This is a genomic window from Thermoleptolyngbya sp. PKUAC-SCTB121 (assembly GCF_016919485.1).
Lineage (GTDB): Bacteria > Cyanobacteriota > Cyanobacteriia > Elainellales > Elainellaceae > Thermoleptolyngbya > Thermoleptolyngbya sichuanensis.
Genome location: NZ_CP070366.1, coordinates 3,322,233 through 3,338,863, shown reverse-complemented (window position 1 = coordinate 3,338,863; position 16,631 = coordinate 3,322,233). Strand labels below are relative to the sequence as shown.

The 16,631-nt window shown below is 56.4% G+C and carries 14 protein-coding genes; 10 read left to right on the top strand and 4 right to left on the bottom strand.

All coding sequences use genetic code 11. The features are described from left to right. Positions 1-103 precede the first annotated feature (103 nt). Positions 104-1,468: a S8 family serine peptidase gene (locus JTM80_RS13770; protein WP_205369621.1), complete on the top strand. Its 1,365-nt coding sequence runs from the start codon at positions 104-106 to the stop codon at positions 1,466-1,468. Between the two features lie 175 nt (positions 1,469-1,643). Here the strand turns inward: JTM80_RS13770 and JTM80_RS13765 are convergent, their stop codons facing one another. Together JTM80_RS13765 and JTM80_RS13760 are read right to left on the bottom strand one after the other, a co-directional pair. Further along, a complete protein-coding gene (locus JTM80_RS13765) occupies positions 1,644-3,662 on the bottom strand; it encodes a serine/threonine-protein kinase (protein ID WP_205369619.1) in 2,019 nt (672 codons plus the stop codon). A 29-nt stretch (positions 3,663-3,691) separates the two neighbouring features. After that, positions 3,692-3,946 carry a Ycf34 family protein gene (locus JTM80_RS13760; protein WP_172355722.1) on the bottom strand — a complete coding sequence of 85 codons (255 nt, stop codon included), beginning with the start codon at positions 3,944-3,946 and terminating at the stop codon, positions 3,692-3,694. Between the two features lie 293 nt (positions 3,947-4,239). On the opposite strand from JTM80_RS13760, the gene JTM80_RS13755 reads away from it, so the two are divergent. From JTM80_RS13755 to dxs, 4 genes are all read left to right on the top strand, one after another. Continuing rightward, positions 4,240-5,541 carry a CCA tRNA nucleotidyltransferase gene (locus tag JTM80_RS13755; protein ID WP_225906629.1) on the top strand — a complete coding sequence of 434 codons (1,302 nt, stop codon included), beginning with the start codon at positions 4,240-4,242 and terminating at the stop codon, positions 5,539-5,541. 56 nt (positions 5,542-5,597) lie between these two features. After that, positions 5,598-6,281 carry a DUF6629 family protein gene (locus JTM80_RS13750; protein ID WP_172355724.1) on the top strand — a complete coding sequence of 228 codons (684 nt, stop codon included), beginning with the start codon at positions 5,598-5,600 and terminating at the stop codon, positions 6,279-6,281. 75 nt (positions 6,282-6,356) lie between these two features. Further along, a complete protein-coding gene (locus tag JTM80_RS13745; RefSeq protein WP_172355726.1) occupies positions 6,357-6,899 on the top strand; it encodes a CIA30 family protein in 543 nt (180 codons plus the stop codon). 275 nt (positions 6,900-7,174) lie between these two features. Next, positions 7,175-9,085, top strand: a complete 1,911-nt coding sequence (dxs, locus tag JTM80_RS13740) for a 1-deoxy-D-xylulose-5-phosphate synthase (protein ID WP_172355728.1) — start codon at positions 7,175-7,177, stop codon at positions 9,083-9,085. A gap of 192 nt (positions 9,086-9,277) precedes the next feature. On the opposite strand, the gene ald is transcribed toward dxs, so the two are convergent. Beyond that, positions 9,278-10,363 (bottom strand): alanine dehydrogenase, encoded by a 1,086-nt coding sequence (gene ald, locus JTM80_RS13735; RefSeq protein ID WP_172355730.1) that lies wholly within the window; start codon positions 10,361-10,363, stop codon positions 9,278-9,280. A gap of 312 nt (positions 10,364-10,675) precedes the next feature. On the opposite strand from ald, the gene JTM80_RS13730 reads away from it, so the two are divergent. Further along, positions 10,676-10,852, top strand: coding sequence for a hypothetical protein (locus tag JTM80_RS13730; protein ID WP_172355733.1), 177 nt, complete (start codon positions 10,676-10,678; stop codon positions 10,850-10,852). Positions 10,853-11,039: 187 nt separating this feature from the next. Here JTM80_RS13730 and JTM80_RS23090 read toward each other — a convergent pair whose 3' ends face one another. Continuing rightward, on the bottom strand, positions 11,040-11,162 hold the full coding sequence (locus JTM80_RS23090) for a hypothetical protein (protein ID WP_255548767.1): 123 nt from the start codon (positions 11,160-11,162) through the stop codon (positions 11,040-11,042). A 249-nt stretch (positions 11,163-11,411) separates the two neighbouring features. On the opposite strand from JTM80_RS23090, the gene JTM80_RS13725 reads away from it, so the two are divergent. From JTM80_RS13725 to JTM80_RS23345, 4 genes are all read left to right on the top strand, one after another. After that, positions 11,412-13,052 carry a 2-isopropylmalate synthase gene (locus JTM80_RS13725; RefSeq protein ID WP_205369618.1) on the top strand — a complete coding sequence of 547 codons (1,641 nt, stop codon included), beginning with the start codon at positions 11,412-11,414 and terminating at the stop codon, positions 13,050-13,052. Between the two features lie 598 nt (positions 13,053-13,650). Continuing rightward, positions 13,651-14,328, top strand: coding sequence for a response regulator transcription factor (locus JTM80_RS13720; protein ID WP_172355737.1), 678 nt, complete (start codon positions 13,651-13,653; stop codon positions 14,326-14,328). Beyond that, on the top strand, positions 14,294-15,694 hold the full coding sequence (locus JTM80_RS13715) for a cell wall metabolism sensor histidine kinase WalK (RefSeq protein ID WP_172355739.1): 1,401 nt from the start codon (positions 14,294-14,296) through the stop codon (positions 15,692-15,694). The genes JTM80_RS13720 and JTM80_RS13715 overlap by 35 nt, the downstream gene beginning before the upstream one ends. Positions 15,695-15,795: 101 nt before the next feature. Then, positions 15,796-16,497, top strand: coding sequence for a calcium-binding protein (locus JTM80_RS23345; protein ID WP_205369617.1), 702 nt, complete (start codon positions 15,796-15,798; stop codon positions 16,495-16,497). Positions 16,498-16,631: the final 134 nt, after the last annotated feature.

Below are 16,631 nucleotides of genomic sequence, written 5' to 3'. Positions count from 1 at the left end.
TCCGCCCCTCTTCGGGAATCGTTAAGAAGATCCGGAACCCTCCGAAATCCTTAGACTCGGCGGCGTAGACTTCAAGGTAGCTGTGACATAAGACATCAACCCTATGACGACATCCGGAAACAGCCCCTATTCCTCGTCAGGACAGCCCGAAACCACTGGTAGGTACCTCGTCCTGCTGGATACCGACAATATTGATGACGGACTCCGTGCGATGGACGATTCGGCAGGAATTCGCCATGTTGCCCATTCTGCGGACTTTCGCGACCATTCCCCCAGTGGTGAACAGCTTGCCAGCGAAGATTCGCTTGTCTTTGACGAATTGGGAGTGGCAGTGGTGACAATGGAGCCAGGTCAGGCGCAAGCGCTGAATGCGGCGACCATGCGCGGTAGCTCGGTCATTGCAGTCGAACCGGAGCGGGTCGTGCGGGCAATCGAAGACCCCGATCCCGATGGCTATTTGCCTGCGCCACCCGGATTTGCAGAGACGGACATCATTACGATCCCCGTGGACTACCTCAAGGGCTATCGGGATGCGGTAAATCATCTGGTCGATCGGCTGCTGCCGAAAGAGCAGGAGGCAGAGTCGGTGCTGGGTCGCGGCGGGGCCGTTGCCGATGGCTCCATCACCTGGGGGCTGGATGTGACGAAAGCCAGCACCTCGCAATATAGCGGGCTGGGGCTAAAGGTTGCTGTGCTGGATACGGGCTTTGACCTGACCCATCCCGACTTTGTGGGGCGGGCAGTGTCTAGCAAGTCTTTTATTGAAGGGGAAGAGGTGCAAGACGGCAACGGTCACGGCACACACTGCATTGGCACGGCCTGCGGGTCGAAGCTGCCGGAGATTTTGCCGCGCTACGGCGTTGCCTATAATTCCGAAATCTATGTAGGCAAGGTGCTGAGCAATGAGGGCAGCGGCGCAGACGGCGGCATTTTGGCGGGCATCAACTGGGCGATCGCCAGCGGATGTCAGATCATCTCTATGTCGCTGGGGGCGATGGTGCTGCCCGGTCAGAACCATTCTGCGGTATATGAAAACGTGGGTCGGCGGGCCCTGCGGCGCGGCAGTTTGATCATTGCGGCGGCGGGTAACGACAGCTTCCGGCAGTTCGGCGTGATTGTGCCCGTCAGCCATCCGGCAAATTGTCCTTCGATCATGGCGATCGCCGCTCTGCGCCCCAACCTGAAGATGGCCCCCTTCTCCAACGGCGGCATCAACCGCAACGGCGGGCAGATTGATCTGGCTGCTCCTGGCGTAGACGTATACTCTAGCTGGCCCATGCCCACCCGCTACAGCACCATCAGCGGCACCAGCATGGCCACACCCCACGTCGCCGGACTGGCCGCCCTCCACGCCGAAGCCACGGGCGCATGCGGCCGGGAACTGTGGGCCCAATTGACTCAGCGGGCCTGGCGTTTGTCGCTGCCGTCGCGGGACGTGGGCAGCGGCCTGGCGCAAGCGCCGGATTGATTGAGGGAAGAGGGAAGAGGGAAGAAGGAAGAGAGAAGAACGAAGAGGGAAGAAGGAAGAAGGAACGAAGGAAGAGAGAAGAAGGAAGAGAGAAGAAGTTCTGTTTTTCGTTTTTCCCGTGAAGTTCCGTTTTTCGTAGGAGCGATCAGAACTTTGTGTGTCCCAGGTCTGGAAACTAGAAATCAAGGGGTTCAGCCCTGTCATCCGCGTTTTTCTGACCACTCCCTTTTTCGTTCTTCGTTCTTCGTTTTTCGTTTTTTCTATCTCTCACCCCGTCACTCCCAATCCCCTCCTCCCATATCCTTACCACCTCGTCGGCCCCGCCGCTGACGAGGCTTTTTCCGTCTGGGCTAAAGACAAGAGCGGCGATCGCCCAGGCTCCGCGCAAGGCAATGGGTCGATGGGCAACGGTCAGTCCAATCTCAGGATGGCGCGTGAGGGGCCAGAGCTTGATCGTGTTGTCGTCACTGCCGCTGGCCAGGAGGGTTCCCTGGGGGCTGAGGGCAAGGGTGGTGATGGTGTCTTTGTGGGCGACGATGGGGCGCGTCTGGGCCATGCGGTTGAGGTCCCAAAATCGCAGCGTCTTGTCGGCTCCGGCGCTGATCAGGCTTTGCCAGTCGGCGGTGATCGCCAGTGAGGTAATGCGGTCGGTATGGGCCCGCAGCGTGCCGATCAGTGCGTCGGTTCGCAGGTTCCATAGGCGGATGGTGTTGTCGTAGCTGGCGCTGATTAGCGTGTGCCCGTCGGGGCTGAGGAGCAGGGCGCTAATGCGATCGCGGTGTTTACCCAGGCTGGCAATCTGCTCACCCGTTTCCAAATTCCACAGGTTGATGCGCCCGTCGCCGCCGCCCGTGGCGAACAGGGGTGCGTGCTGGCTAAGGGCGATCGCCGACACCAACCAGTCGTGCCCGTCAATCGTCCGCATCAGCCTTTGGGTGGCCATGTCCCACTGCTTGATCGTGCCGTCGTCGCTGGCGCTGAGCAGTTCGATGCTGTCGGGGGTAAAGGCCAGGGCGCTGAGGCGATCGCCATGCCCATTGCCAAACAGCCCCCCGTTGCCCAGCGTATGCAGCAGGTCGCCCGTCTCTAGGCTCCACAGCCGGACGGTTTTATCGGTGCTGCCGCTAGCAATCCACAGACCGTCAGGGCTGGTGGCGAGGGTGGTAATGGGGCCGGAGTGGGCAGCAAGGGTGTGGGCGCAATGCCAGTTGGAGATCGGGGGCGGGGGGGCAAGGGGGGCGACGGGTTGACGAGGGGCAGGGACGATGGATTGGCGAGGGGCAGGGGGGGAGTTGGGCAGTTTGGGGAGGGGGAAACCGAGGTCTTTGAGGACGGCGGTGGCGGTTTTGTAGCGGCTGCTGATGGGGCGCTGGAGCAGTTTATTGAGAACGCGGGTGAGGCGATCGCCAATCGGCTCTGGCAAATACTGTCTCCAGATCCAGGCATCCTGCATGGGGGAATACAAATCAAACGGGTGCATCCCGGTCAAGAGGTGAATACAGGTCACGCCCAGGCTGTAGAGGTCGCTGGCAAATTCGGCCCGCCCCATCACCTGCTCTGGCGCAGCATAGCCCGCGCTGCCGATCATCGTGCCCGTTTTCCCCAGGGCCGTCTGCGTGGCATATTTCGACGCGCCAAAGTCCACCAGCACTAGTTCCCGATCGCTCTGCCGCTGAATGATATTTTCGGGCTTCAGGTCGCGGTGGATGACGCGCTGACTGTGAATAAACGCCAGCACAGGCAGCAGGCTTTTGAGTAAATCTAGCACCTGCCCTTCGTAAAACACCTTCTGCTCGTGCAGCAGCACTTCCAGATTTTTTCCTGGAATATATTCCTGCACCAGGTATTGCCCGTCCTCATCTTCCAAGTGGGCCAGCAGCCGGGGAATCTGGGGATGCTGCCCCAACCGCCGCAGCCGCTCGGCCTCTTGCCGGAATAGCTCGGCTGCTCGGCGCACGTCGCCCCGCTGGAGGGGAAAGAATTGCTTGATAACGCAGTGGCAAGGAGAAGCGGAATGCTGGGCAGACCGTTTGCGCTCGTCGATGGCCAGGAAGGTGCGCCCAAAGCCGCCCTGCCCCAGTAGCTTGACCGCTCGAAAGCGATCGCCCAGCAGTAGCGCTGCCCCGCAGTGCTGACACGTTTCTCCGGTTCCGGGATCTTGCGGCTGCGGGCAGGCAGGATTCAGGCAATGCATTCGGTTCAGCCGATAAGGTCAAAGCGCGATTACGTGGGAACTAGCTCACCCGGACGCAGCTTTGCCCATTTGCCCATTTCTTCGACAAAGCTGAGGCAGCCGACCACATCCCACTCCATTTCGATAATGTCGTCCGCGTCGCCCTGGCGAATATTGACATTAATCGTCGGTTCGGTGGCTTCAAAGTCTGGAAATTCTGTCAGATGGGGCTGCTGATGCTGATGTTCTACCGCGTGATACGTCGTGCAGCGATCTACGTAATGGCAGTTAACGCAAATACACATCTTAAAAATTCTCCCGCCGCCAGGCCAGTGGGGATTTAGAGTCGTCTGCTTTTATGCTACTCTAGCTCAGTTTGCGAAAAAGCGGCGATTGCCCCTGACAGATGTAGCAGAATGGAGGTATTCGGTTTCAGGGGTTAGGGATCGGGGGTGAACGGCTGGGGGCTAGCGGACGGGTGTAGGGGTTGAACCTTGCCTCCCTCGCTCCAGAAAGCACGGTTCTGACCTTTGATCCGTCACCTCCGAACCATCGTCCGTGGATTCCCTGCTCCCCGACCCCCTGATCTCTCCCTCCCTTGACCTACCTCACCCTGCCCACAGACACGCTCACCACAGCTTCTGCCCTGTCGCCCCACACCTGGCCCTTTAGCCTGGAGTGGCTGCCGTCGGATGCGTACTTGGTGGGCGGCAGCGTGCGGGATGCGCTGCTGGGGCGACAGGCAGAGTATCTGGATCTGGATTTTGTGCTGCCGGAAGGGGCGGTGGCCACGGCGCGGGCGATCGCCAATCACTATCGCACGGGCTATGTGCTGCTGGATGCGGAGCGGCAGATTGCGCGGGCGGTGTTTGAGCGGGCCACGGTGGACTTTGCCCAGCAGGTTGGGCCGACGCTGGAGGCAGATTTGCAGCGGCGCGATTTTACCGTGAATGCGATCGCCTACGACCCACACACCGAGCGGCTCTTTGACCCACTGAACGGCTACAGCGACTTACAGCAGCAACTCATCCGCATGGTTGCGCCAGAAAACCTGAAGGAAGATCCCCTGCGGCTGCTGCGGGCCTATCGGCAGGCGGCACAGCTTGGCTTTGAGCTAGAGCCAGACACGCAGACCACGATTCAGCGATTGGCAGATCTGCTGGCAGGCATCGCGCCAGAGCGGGTGCAGGCAGAATTGAACTACCTGCTGGGCACGGCACGAGGCACGCGCTTTTTGCAGATAGCCTGGGAAGACGGGCTGTTTTGCACCTGGCTGCCCCACGCGACGGCGACGGGGATGGATCGGGTGGCCCAGATGGACGAGGCGGCGATCGCCCTGGAAACGCGCTGGCCGGCGCTGGGAGCAGGGCTTTCGGGCTGGCTTCGGGATCAGCAAAAGGTGTCGGGGCTGGGGCGAAGCTGGATGCGAATTGCCAAACTGACGGCGCTGGTCTCGCCGGAGGCGGCCGAAGCCGAAGCCGAACTGCGAACCCTGAAGTATAGCCGCAACGAAATTCAGGCGGTGCAGACGGTGCTGCGCTATTTGCCGCAGGTGCCTGCCATCGTGCAGCCGACTGCCACCGCGACTGAACAGTATTTCTTCTTTCAGGGCGTGGGCGCGGCCTTTGGGGCGCTGAGCGTGGTGGCGCTGGCATCGGGCATTTCCGAAGCGGCGATCGCCCCGCTGATTAACCGATTTCTTGACCCCCATGACGCGATCGCCCATCCCCACCCGCTCGTGACCGGGCGCGACCTGATGACCCAGTTGCATCTGCCGCCTGGCCCCCAAATTGGGCAACTGCTTGAAGTTTTGCAACTGGCTCGCGCCGAAGGAAAAATCGCCACGCCCGCCGAAGCGCTTGATTTGGCGGCAATCTGGATGCAGCAGCAGTCGGAATAACGACCAGTCGTTCTGAGGCCGCCAGCGCTATAACGGCGTTAGGAGGATCTCTGGCTATGTGTTTTTCTGCAACTGCTAGCTTTAGCTTGGGCGCGGCCCTGATTCCCGTCGGCATCGCCTGCCTCAAAAAGGCGCAAGAAGAGGACAGACGCTATATGCCACTGGCGGCGTTTCCGCTGGCATTTGGCATCCAGCAGGCAATCGAGGGGCTGGTGTGGGTGGGACTAGGTGCAAACCATACTCGGCTGGTGGCGCTGGCGGCGGCCGGGTTTGTGTGCTTTTCTCACGGCTTTTGGCTGGTGTGGACCCCGCTGACGGCGGCGAGCGTAGAGAGCGATCGCCCCCGAAAACAGATCTGGCGGGCGCTCACGGGCATCGGCTTGCTCTACGGACTCTATTTCAACCTGCCCCTCTGGCTCCACCAGCGGCAACTCGCAGTGAGTATCCACAATCATTCGCTCGTCTACCAGCTTCAACTGTGGCTCTATCCCACGCGCCTGCTGGTGCTGCTGGGCTATACGCTGTATGTCCTGACGATCTTGGCTCCGCTGGTGCTAAGTGGCGATCGCCATCTTCAGCGGCTGGGAGGGCTGGTGCTGGTGGCGCTGCTGCTCACCGCCAACTTTTTTAGCGCCGGATTCATTTCAGTATGGTGCTTTTTTGCAGCCCTCGTTTCGCTGTATGTTGGCTATGTCTTTTTGCAAGGACTGGAACCCCGATCCCAGCCGCCCCTTGCCTAGAGCCACAGCCTAATTCCGTAAGCCTGATCCCGCAGCCTGATCCCGCAGCCTGATCCCGCAGCCCAAAGCCTGACTATGCCCACAACGCTCACCCTGTTTGACTTTAGCCAGCCCCAGCCCACCCTTGCGGCCGTGTGGGGGCCGCTCAACGATGGCGTGATGGGCGGCCTCAGCCAGAGCCAGTTTCGCCAGGTAGGCACGTCGGGCGTATTCTCTGGGCGGGTGTCTACGGAAAATTCGGGCGGCTTTGCCTCGGTGCGGACGCGGGATTTTGAGCCGCCGCTGGATCTGTCGAGCTATGTTGGCATCGAACTGCGGCTGCGGGGCGACGGCAACCGCTACAAGTTCTTCTTGCGGCCCGAAAACCGCTGGGACGGGCTGGCGTTTTGCAGCAGTTTCGACACGCTGGACGACCAGTGGATCACGGTGCAATTGCCCTTCGCCCAGTTTGCGCCCGTGATCCGCGCCAAGACTGTTTCTGGCGTGTCGCTAGATTTATCGCGGATCTATTCACTGCAACTCATGCTCAGCAAGTTTGAACTGGACGGACGACTCAATCCACACTTCGCGCCTGGCCCGTTCCAGTTGCAAATAGAAGCGATCGCCGCCTATCGCTAGTTCAATATCTCTGGTTCCGCAACTGCGTCGATCCACCGCTGCCTGCATCACATGGTTCCTGAAATTGCTCCGAAAATTGCTGCTAATTCTCCGAAGCTGCCGCCCAATTTCTTTAATCGCATAGCGAAACCAACCCCTTGGTTAGCACAAATAGGACAAAACTCTGGCTAAATCTTGTGAATTTCGCTTATCAAAGCGCACCAATTTTATCTGCCCATTTGCTTTAGATTGAGAAGAGTAACCCGATCTTCATCTAGGCTTAACGGGGTAAATTTATGCATTTGAGCGAAATCACCCACCCCAACCAACTCCACGGACTCTCGATCCACCAGCTAGAGCAAATCGCCCGCCAAATCCGGGAAAAGCATCTAGAAACCGTGGCGGCGAGTGGCGGGCATCTGGGCCCCGGTTTGGGAGTGGTGGAACTGACCCTGGCGCTCTACCAAACGCTGGATCTCGACCATGACAAGGTGGTGTGGGATGTGGGGCACCAGGCCTATCCCCACAAGCTAATTACTGGACGCTACAACAATTTCCACACGCTGCGCCAAAAAGACGGCGTGGCGGGCTATCTGAAGCGCTGCGAAAGCAAGTTTGACCACTTCGGCGCGGGCCACGCCTCCACCAGTATCTCGGCGGCGCTGGGCATGGCGCTGGCGCGGGATCTCCAGGGCGAAAAGTACAAGGTCGTAGCGGTGATTGGCGACGGAGCGCTGACGGGCGGCATGGCGCTAGAGGCTATCAACCACGCCGGACACCTGCCCAAGACCAACCTGATGGTGGTGCTGAACGATAACGAAATGTCGATTTCGCCCAACGTCGGCGCGATTCCTCGCTACCTCAACAAAATGCGCCTCAGCCCGCCGATGCAGTTCCTCACTGACAACCTGGAGGAGCAGTTTAAGCATCTGCCGTTTGTGGGCGATTCGCTCACGCCGGAGCTTCAGCGGGTGAAGGAGGGGATGAAGCGGCTAGCAGTGCCCAAGGTGGGCGCGGTGTTTGAGGAACTGGGCTTTACCTATATGGGCCCGGTGGATGGACACAACCTAGAAGAACTGATTCACACGTTCACCCAGGCCCACAAGATTCAGGGGCCGGTGCTGGTGCATGTGGCCACGACCAAGGGCAAGGGCTATGCGATCGCCGAAAAAGATCAGGTGGGCTATCACGCCCAGTCGCCCTTTGACCTGGCCACGGGCAAAGCAAAACCGTCGAACAAGCCCAAGCCTGCTGATTACTCAAAAGTCTTTGCCCATACGCTGGTGAAGCTGGCGGAAAACAATCCCAAAATCATTGGCATTACTGCCGCCATGGCCACGGGTACGGGGCTAGACAAGCTCCAGCAAAAGCTGCCGAAGCAATACATCGACGTGGGCATTGCCGAGCAGCACGCCGTAACGCTGGCGGCGGGGCTGGCCTGCGAGGGAATGCGCCCGGTGGTGGCGATCTATTCCACCTTCCTGCAACGCGCCTTTGACCAGATTGTGCATGATGTTTGCATCCAAAAGCTGCCCGTGTTTTTCTGCCTGGATCGAGCGGGCATTGTGGGGGCAGACGGCCCGACCCACCAGGGGATGTACGACATTGCCTATCTGCGCTGCATTCCCAATATGGTGCTGATGGCTCCCAAGGACGAAGCCGAGTTTCAGCGGATGATTGTAACCGGGGTGAACTATACCGACGGGGCGATCGCCCTCCGCTATCCACGCGGCAGTGGCCAGGGCGTGCCGCTCATGGAAGAGGGCTGGGAGCCGCTGCCCATCGGCAAAGCCGAGATTCTGCGCCAGGGTGATGATATCCTGCTGCTGGGCTATGGCACGATGGTCTATCCCGCTATGCAGGCTGCTGAAATCCTCAGCGAACACGGCATCGAGGCAACCGTGGTCAACGCCCGCTTTGCCAAACCGCTGGATACGGAGTTAATTCTGCCGCTGGCTCAGCAGATTGGGCGCGTGGTGACGCTGGAAGAGGGCTGCTTGATGGGTGGCTTTGGTTCAGCCGTGGCAGAAGCGCTGCTCGATGCGGATGTTGCCGTGCCGATCAAGCGGCTGGGCGTGCCCGATGTGCTAGTCGATCACGCCAAGCCAGAGCAATCGCTCAGCAGCCTGGGGCTGACGGGCCCGCAGATCGCAGATACCATCCGCGAGTGGGTGGTTCCGGCCGCAGTCGAAGCCGTCCGCTCCTAGAAGCCTCTACTTCTGAAAGATCAACGGAGATACCGTGCCCAGATTTGAATCACTCGGTTTGAACCACCCGGTTTGAACCACCCGGTTTGAACCGTCTGTGTTCAATGTCCTGGGCACGTATCCGCCTCTCTGACCGTAATCTCAATACAAACAATCCAAAATCGCAAATCCAAAATCGCAAATCAACACGAGCTACGCTAGGTCGGGGAAAACCTGCCGCACTGCGGGATGCACCAGGCGATGGGCCTGGACATTTAGCCCCTTGGCCAGCGCGTCATCGGTTTCCAGGGCCCCCACACCTTGATTGGCCAGCTTCACCACGTAGGGCAGGGTACTGTTGTTGAGCGCCTGCGTTGCAGTCCAGGGCACGGCTCCGGGCATATTCGGCACGCCGTAGTGAACCACGCCCGACACCTCGTAGGTAGGCTGCGTGTGGGAAGTTGGGTGCAGCGTCTCTACGCAGCCGCCCTGATCCACCGCCACGTCTACGATCACCGAACCCGTCCGTATTTGCTCTACCAGGCTGGCAGGCACCAGGATGGGCGCACGTCGGCCCGGCACCAGCACTGCGCCGATGAGCAAATCGGCATCGGCAACGGCGGTTTCGATCTCGGCGGAGTTGCTGTAGAGCAGTTCTACCCGCGAGCCAAACAGGGTTTCTAGGTAAGACAGTCGCTCTACGTTAATGTCGAAAATTTTCACCTGAGCGCCCAGCCCGACGGCCATCTTTGCGGCTTCGGTGCCCACCACGCCACCGCCCAAGATCACAACCCTGCCGGGTTTTACCCCTGGTACACCGCCCAGCAGCACACCCCGTCCACCCTGCTGCCGTTCCAGAAAGCGGGCCCCAAACTGCACCGAGAGCCGCCCAGCGATGATGCTCATGGGGGTGAGCAGGGGCAGGCTGCGGTTGGGCAGTTCAACGGTTTCGTAGGCGATCGCCGTCAGCCCCACCCGCATCAGTTGCTCCGTCAGTTCTCGCGCCGCCGCCAGGTGCAGGTAGGTAAACAGCAATTGATCTTTTTGCATCAGGTCATATTCCGCTGGCAGCGGTTCCTTGACCTTCACCACCATCTCTCGGCTCCAGGCATCCTTTGCAGAAGGTACGACCTGAGCGCCCACTTGAACATAGTCCTGATCGGCAAATCCTGCGCCGATGCCCGCCTGGGTTTCGACAAAAACCGTATGTCCTGCTTCGACCAGCGTGCGGACGCTACTGGGACTCAGCCCTACCCGAAATTCCTGATCCTTAATCTCTTTTGGAACGCCGATTTCCATGCCAACACCTCAAAAGCTCCCCGACCCACTGCGGAGACGGTAAATTCTTAGATATAGCCATCGTCACTTTCATTAGGACATAGGTGCTGTCGTAGAGCAGCAGCGCCACCCTACAACCACGTCCTAAGCAACATAGCTAGCGTAGCTAGCGCTATAGTTCCAAGGTAAATCCCTTTTGCGAGAGAGTCTTCGCCCGGATGGATCGACCTCCACCGTTTATAGCAGGAGTTTGGGGCTGCGGGGGTGATGTTGGATTGACGAATGGGCCGCACTCTCTACAATGAAGAGGACGAGTAAAGAATTGTAAAAGCCATGACTCAGACTCCGCCGCAACCGACCGTGACTCCGAAGCTCCAGGAACCAAAGTTTGGCTTTAATGAGTATGCTGAGCGCCTAAATGGGCGGGCGGCAATGGTGGGATTTTTGATTACGCTGGCGATCGAATACCTGACGGGTCAGGGCTTGCTGTCCTGGCTGGGTCTTTATTAGTCAGGGCTTAAGTTAGTCAGGACTTACGCACGTGCGATAAGTCTTCTGGGTTTTGGACGATTTCTCGCGGGCTGCGCTTGCAAGAAATTGTCCGTCTGCGTCAGTCCTATTAGTTTCTAGTAGTTTCTGGTTAGTTCGTTTGATGGGCTTAGGGTGGGTAGGCAAATCAAGCCCTAAGCCCATTTTTTTAGAGCAAATTGCCCACTGCCTGTGCAGCCTCCAGTTGCGCCCAGGTGGTGGGGATGAACATGATAAGCCGAAGCCTTTGGCTGGGCATGGGGCGGGGCAGCGATCGCACGTCTCCCGGCATCAGCTTGCCACGCCGAGAATGCCCACCTGCGTATTTTGAAACCGCGCCACCCCCCAATCACCCGATCAGGGGGTTGGAAGGGGAGACTCGCCCACTAGAATGATTCAGTATGATGGTTAAGTCGGCATCAGTTCGACTTGCCAGATTCGACCCTGGTTTCGGCGTGGTCGGCGCATCGCCGATGCCCGTTATCGCTCGAAACCGCGTTGTGAACCGGCATTCATCCATTCACATGCTTAGATTTGTGCCATGAGTACTTCACCTAACGCCCAGTCCGGTATTGGTCAGCCCGATCGCATTTTGATTTTCGACACCACGCTGCGCGACGGCGAACAGTCGCCCGGCGCAACGCTGAACGTGGATGAAAAGCTGACAATCGCCCGGCAACTGGCACGACTAGGTGTGGATGTGATTGAAGCGGGCTTTCCCTTTGCCAGCCCTGGGGATTTTGAAGCGGTGAGCAAGATCGCCGCCGAAGTGGGCAGCGAAGACGGCCCAATCATCTGTGGACTGGCCCGCGCCACTCAGCAGGATATCAAAGCGGCCGCCGACGCGCTGAAACCCGCCGCCAAACCCCGGATTCACACCTTCATTGCCGCCTCGGATATTCACTTGGAATATAAGCTGAAAAAGACGCGGGCCGAAGTGCTGGAAATCGTGCCCGAAATGGTGAGCTATGCCAAGTCGTTTGTCAACGATGTGGAGTTTTCCCCAGAGGATGCGGGGCGCTCTGATCCGGAGTTTCTCTATGAAATGCTGGAGCGGGCGATCGCCGCTGGGGCTACCACCGTCAACATTCCCGATACCGTCGGATACCTCACCCCCAGCGAGTTTGGGGCGCTGATCAAGGGCATCAAAGAGAACGTGCCAAATATCGATCAGGCCATCATTTCGGTACACGGTCATAACGACTTGGGAATGGCCGTGGCCAACTTTTTGGAAGCCGTGAAGAACGGGGCGCGTCAGTTGGAATGCACGATCAACGGCATTGGCGAACGCGCCGGAAATGCAGCGCTAGAGGAATTGGTGATGGCGCTGTATGTGCGTCGTCAATACTTTAACCCGTTCCTGGGTCGTCCGGCAGAGTCGGAAGCGCCGCTGACCCATATCGACACGCGCCAGCTTTACAAAACCTCGCGCTTGGTGTCGAACCTGACGGGGATGCTGGTGCAGCCCAACAAGGCGATCGTTGGTGCAAACGCCTTTGCCCACGAGTCCGGCATTCACCAGGACGGCGTGCTGAAGCACAAGCGCACCTACGAAATCATGGACGCGCAGTCCATCGGCCTCACGGATAACCAGATCGTGCTGGGCAAGCACTCCGGGCGCAACGCCTTCCGCACGCGCCTGCGGGAGTTGGGCTATGAACTGTCTGAGCAGGAGCTAAACCGAGCCTTCCTGCGGTTCAAAGACGTGGCCGACAAGAAGAAAGAGATTACCGACTGGGATCTGGAGGCGATCGCCAATGACGAAACCCAGCAGGTTCCCGAACTGTTCAAACTAGAGCATGTGCAGGTGTCTTGCGGCGACCACTCGCGCCCCACGGCGACCGTCACCGTCCGCACGCCCGCCGGGGAGGAACTGACCGATGCTGCCATCGGCACAGGCCCCGTGGATGCTGTTTATAAAGCGATCAACCGCGTCGTTAGCATCCCTAACCAGCTCATCGAGTTCTCGGTGCAGTCCGTCACCGCAGGCATCGACGCAATGGGCGAAGTGACGATTCGCCTAAAATATGGCGATCGCATCTTCTCAGGCCACGGCGCAAACACCGATATCATCGTCGCCTCTGCCCAGGCCTACCTGAACGCGCTCAACCGCCTGTCTGCCTCCCTGCAAAAAGGCGAAGCGCTGCATCCCCAGCATAGCGATGTGCAGCCTGTGAGCTAGGCGTGATGGAGTATGATCATAACTAAGGGCGACTGAGTCAACCTTAGTTATGACCCGACAACTGACAGCAAGTTAGGTTCTCCAATCCCTTGCCCAAGATGCAAACTGCCTCTACCCACACAGCAAACCAAAGTTTATTAAGCTACAGAGGCGATCGCCGCCCATGTTTGCCAGACCGACTCCAGCCCTGATCAGCGTAAGGGAGCTTATCCCTATTGACTGTTTCATGAGCCAGGACAGGCAATCCTGGTTGCCTAATACAAGTCCCGAGACCCCAGAAAATTCGTTGTCTTGGAATCGAAGCCCATAGCTCCTGAGTTGGAACCGGAGGGCTTAGTCGAAGGGGCTTTTGGGCCAGCGTCTCCTACAAGAAACCAGGGGTTTTCAGAGATGTATCAGGCAGTCAGCCTGTCCTGTCCCGTCTATTTGCAGCAGATGACGCTGATTTCTAGATTACTTTTGTTACTTAAGCAAGTCAGTGACCGACTGCCAAATTTTCGAGTTTCCTGAAGCTTTGATGTACTAATCATAATCTACTGCCCGTCTAAGATGACGACACGTCAGGCAGAGCATCAACTTGTTTAGACAGGTAATAGGGATGAAAATTTTGCTATTGGAGGATGATTCCCGAATCACAAAGGCAATCGCAGAAGCCTTGTGTGCTCATAACTATCTAGTAGAAGTTGCCCATGATGGTGAGCTTGGTTTGACATTTGCCGAGACTGATACGTTCGATTTGATCATTTTAGACTTAATGTTGCCAAAGTTAGATGGGATTAGCATTTGCAAAAAACTGCGGCAAAACGGAAATAAAACTCCAATCCTGATGCTGACCGCACGTGACACGAGTGCAGATAAGGTATTGGGGCTAGATATTGGGGCTGACGACTATGTGATTAAACCGTTTGATCTTTCAGAACTGTTGGCAAGAATTCGAGCGCTTTTACGGCGTGGCAATGTTACATTTTTGCCAGTCTTAGAATGGGAAAACTTGAAATTAAATACGAATGAACACCTAGTAACGTATCGTGATTCTCCCTTGGTTTTAACTCCCAAAGAATATGCTTTACTAGAATTATTATTGCGAAATGGAAGTCGCGTTCTCAGTCGTAGCCTGATTTTAGAGCGCGTATGGGCATTCGAGGACATGCCTGGAGAAGAAACTGTTAAAGTGCATCTGCGACGCTTGCGTCAGAAGCTTAAAACTGTAGGTGCACCGCCTAATCTAATCGAGACTATTTATGGTTTGGGATACCGACTCAACCCCAATCTCTAATCGTCAATTTCGTAAATTGCGAAATCGACTGCTATTACTTTACTTTCTAATCGTAGTTGCAATTTTAGAAACATTTGCCACGGCCGTTTATCTGCTAGTCACACGCGATCGTAACCAACAGTTAGATGCTCATCTTCGTCAAGTTGCTGCTTCCTCCGCGGGTACACTAGAAATCATCCAGCATGAATATGAAGAACTGACATCGGAGGATAAATATGAAGGCTATGTTCCAGTCGGTACTGATGGAATGCCAATCCCAATCACATTGTCTCAACTGATGGGTAAATATAAGGCAGAGTCTGCTTCGCAGATTTCCGCTAGTCCCCTAGCAGCCTCTAATCAAGGTGTGGAATGGTACAACGCACAGCGGCGACTAATAGTGCGTGACGGGGGGCTTTTCTTGCAGACCTTGCTCCCATCAGATATCCCTCGACGCGGAATATTAATGCAGTCGGGTAATGTTCGAAGCTTTACTCAGCCTGCTTATGCCATTTCTACTACAACAGATACTCCTTCAATCTTGGGGTATGTTCGTGTTACCGAATCAACTGTTACCCTAGAAGCAGAACTGCGCCGACTACGGTGGAGCTTGACTGTTGGGGTGTTTGTCGCTTCAGGATTAGCTGCCCTGGGTGGAGTCTGGCTTACACATGAGTCACTAAAGCCGGTTTTACAAAGTTTTAATCAATTAAAACAGTTCACCTCAGATGCCTCTCACGAGTTGCGAAACCCACTCTCTGCTATTCGCGCATCGATTGCGGTTATGCAGAGTCATCCAGAGCGCGTTCATCCTGCTGATACGGAGAAGCTCATTTCCATTGCATCAGCTTCAGCACAAATGAGCCAATTGGTTGATGATCTATTGCTGTTGGCTCGCATGGATCGGCAGATCCCCGATCAACCTGGATGGCGACGTATTGATCTAGATGAATTGTTAGAAGACCTCGTTGATTTTTATCACGACAAGGCTGAAAAATCCCAAATTTCCCTGAAATATCAGTTGATTTCTGATGCAAAGGTCAACGGAGATGCCTACCAACTTCACCGGTTATTTACCAATCTCTTAACTAATGCTTTACAGTACACCCCATCGGGTGGAACTGTGACGTTGTCATTACAGCGAATTGGGTCTCACGTCTTTGTAACGATTCAGGATACAGGTATTGGGATTGCTCCTGAGCATCTGCCGTATATTTTTGACCGTTTTTGGCGAGCCGACCAAGCCCGCACTCAGTACGAGTCGGGATCTGGGTTGGGATTGGCGATCGCCAAAACAATTGCCCAACGCCATCAAGGCAATATCACCGTAAAAAGCAAACTAGGGCAGGGAAGCTCCTTCTGTGTAAAGCTCCCCTTGGCAGGCTAAGATAGCCTGCTGTGAAAACCTTAGACCTAGTTCCCGACTTCTTTACTTTTCCGGGCTTTACTAAATTACAGTTCCATCTGTAGTCAACTAAAAGATCATCCATGTCTAAGGCACTATCTTTGTTTCTCGATCTTGATTCTCAGCATTTATCCTCTCCTTCTCGTCGTAGTCGTTTCTACAGTGAATCTGGTGAGTACGGCGAGTCTGGTGAACTCGGTGAATCTGGTGAGTACGGCGAGTCTGGTGAACTCGGTGAATCTGGTGAGTACGGCGAGTCTGGTGAACTCGGTGAATCTGGTGAGTACGGCGAGTCTGGCTATGGCTACAGTTCCAAGACCAAGATCAAAGGGACGCGCGGCGATGACCGCTTAACAGGTAGCAGCAACAACGATAAACTTGATGGAAAAGACGGCAACGATTATCTCTTGAGTGGTAGAGGGAATGATTATCTCGAAGGTGGTAAAGGCAACGACACACTCATTGGCGGCAACGGCAACGACTTGCTCGAAGGTGGTCAGGGTGCAGACATCCTCACCGGTGGCGTAGGCAGAGACACGTTTGAGATAAAGTACAAGTCCAATAAACCTGGGTACGGTTTTACCGATACCATCACCGATTTCAAGGATGGTGTAGACCGGTTGAAGCTTGACGACGTGAGTTTTGCAAGTATTAAAATCGTCCAGGGGAGCGGCAGCTTTGCCGGGGACACGCTGATTCAACTTTCTGGTACAGGCAAGACTTTAGCAGTATTACAAGGGGTCAATGCCTCTCAGATTACAGCGGCAGACTTTGTGATTTCATAGCCCGACTAGGTGGCTTTTCTGGGTGCCTGTAGTTGATTACTGGGCACTTAGTGATTGATTACTAGATGCCTAGTGATTAGTAAAGTTTAGGCCAATCACGGTAAGGGGATTAGTCCCCGTGGTAAGTAAGGTGC

What these genes read in the sequence shown, in the direction of transcription:
- JTM80_RS13770 (WP_205369621.1), top strand. Translation starts at nt 104, where the DNA reads ATGACGACATCCGGAAACAGCCCCTATTCCTCGTCAGGACAGCCCGAA.
- JTM80_RS13765 (WP_205369619.1), bottom strand. Translation starts at nt 3,662, where the DNA reads ATGCATTGCCTGAATCCTGCCTGCCCGCAGCCGCAAGATCCCGGAACC.
- JTM80_RS13760 (WP_172355722.1), bottom strand. Translation starts at nt 3,946, where the DNA reads ATGTGTATTTGCGTTAACTGCCATTACGTAGATCGCTGCACGACGTAT.
- JTM80_RS13750 (WP_172355724.1), top strand. Translation starts at nt 5,598, where the DNA reads ATGTGTTTTTCTGCAACTGCTAGCTTTAGCTTGGGCGCGGCCCTGATT.
- JTM80_RS13745 (WP_172355726.1), top strand. Translation starts at nt 6,357, where the DNA reads ATGCCCACAACGCTCACCCTGTTTGACTTTAGCCAGCCCCAGCCCACC.
- dxs (WP_172355728.1), top strand. Translation starts at nt 7,175, where the DNA reads ATGCATTTGAGCGAAATCACCCACCCCAACCAACTCCACGGACTCTCG.
- ald (WP_172355730.1), bottom strand. Translation starts at nt 10,363, where the DNA reads ATGGAAATCGGCGTTCCAAAAGAGATTAAGGATCAGGAATTTCGGGTA.
- JTM80_RS13730 (WP_172355733.1), top strand. Translation starts at nt 10,676, where the DNA reads ATGACTCAGACTCCGCCGCAACCGACCGTGACTCCGAAGCTCCAGGAA.
- JTM80_RS23090 (WP_255548767.1), bottom strand. Translation starts at nt 11,162, where the DNA reads ATGCCGGGAGACGTGCGATCGCTGCCCCGCCCCATGCCCAGCCAAAGG.
- JTM80_RS13725 (WP_205369618.1), top strand. Translation starts at nt 11,412, where the DNA reads ATGAGTACTTCACCTAACGCCCAGTCCGGTATTGGTCAGCCCGATCGC.
- JTM80_RS13720 (WP_172355737.1), top strand. Translation starts at nt 13,651, where the DNA reads ATGAAAATTTTGCTATTGGAGGATGATTCCCGAATCACAAAGGCAATC.
- JTM80_RS13715 (WP_172355739.1), top strand. Translation starts at nt 14,294, where the DNA reads ATGGTTTGGGATACCGACTCAACCCCAATCTCTAATCGTCAATTTCGT.
- JTM80_RS23345 (WP_205369617.1), top strand. Translation starts at nt 15,796, where the DNA reads ATGTCTAAGGCACTATCTTTGTTTCTCGATCTTGATTCTCAGCATTTA.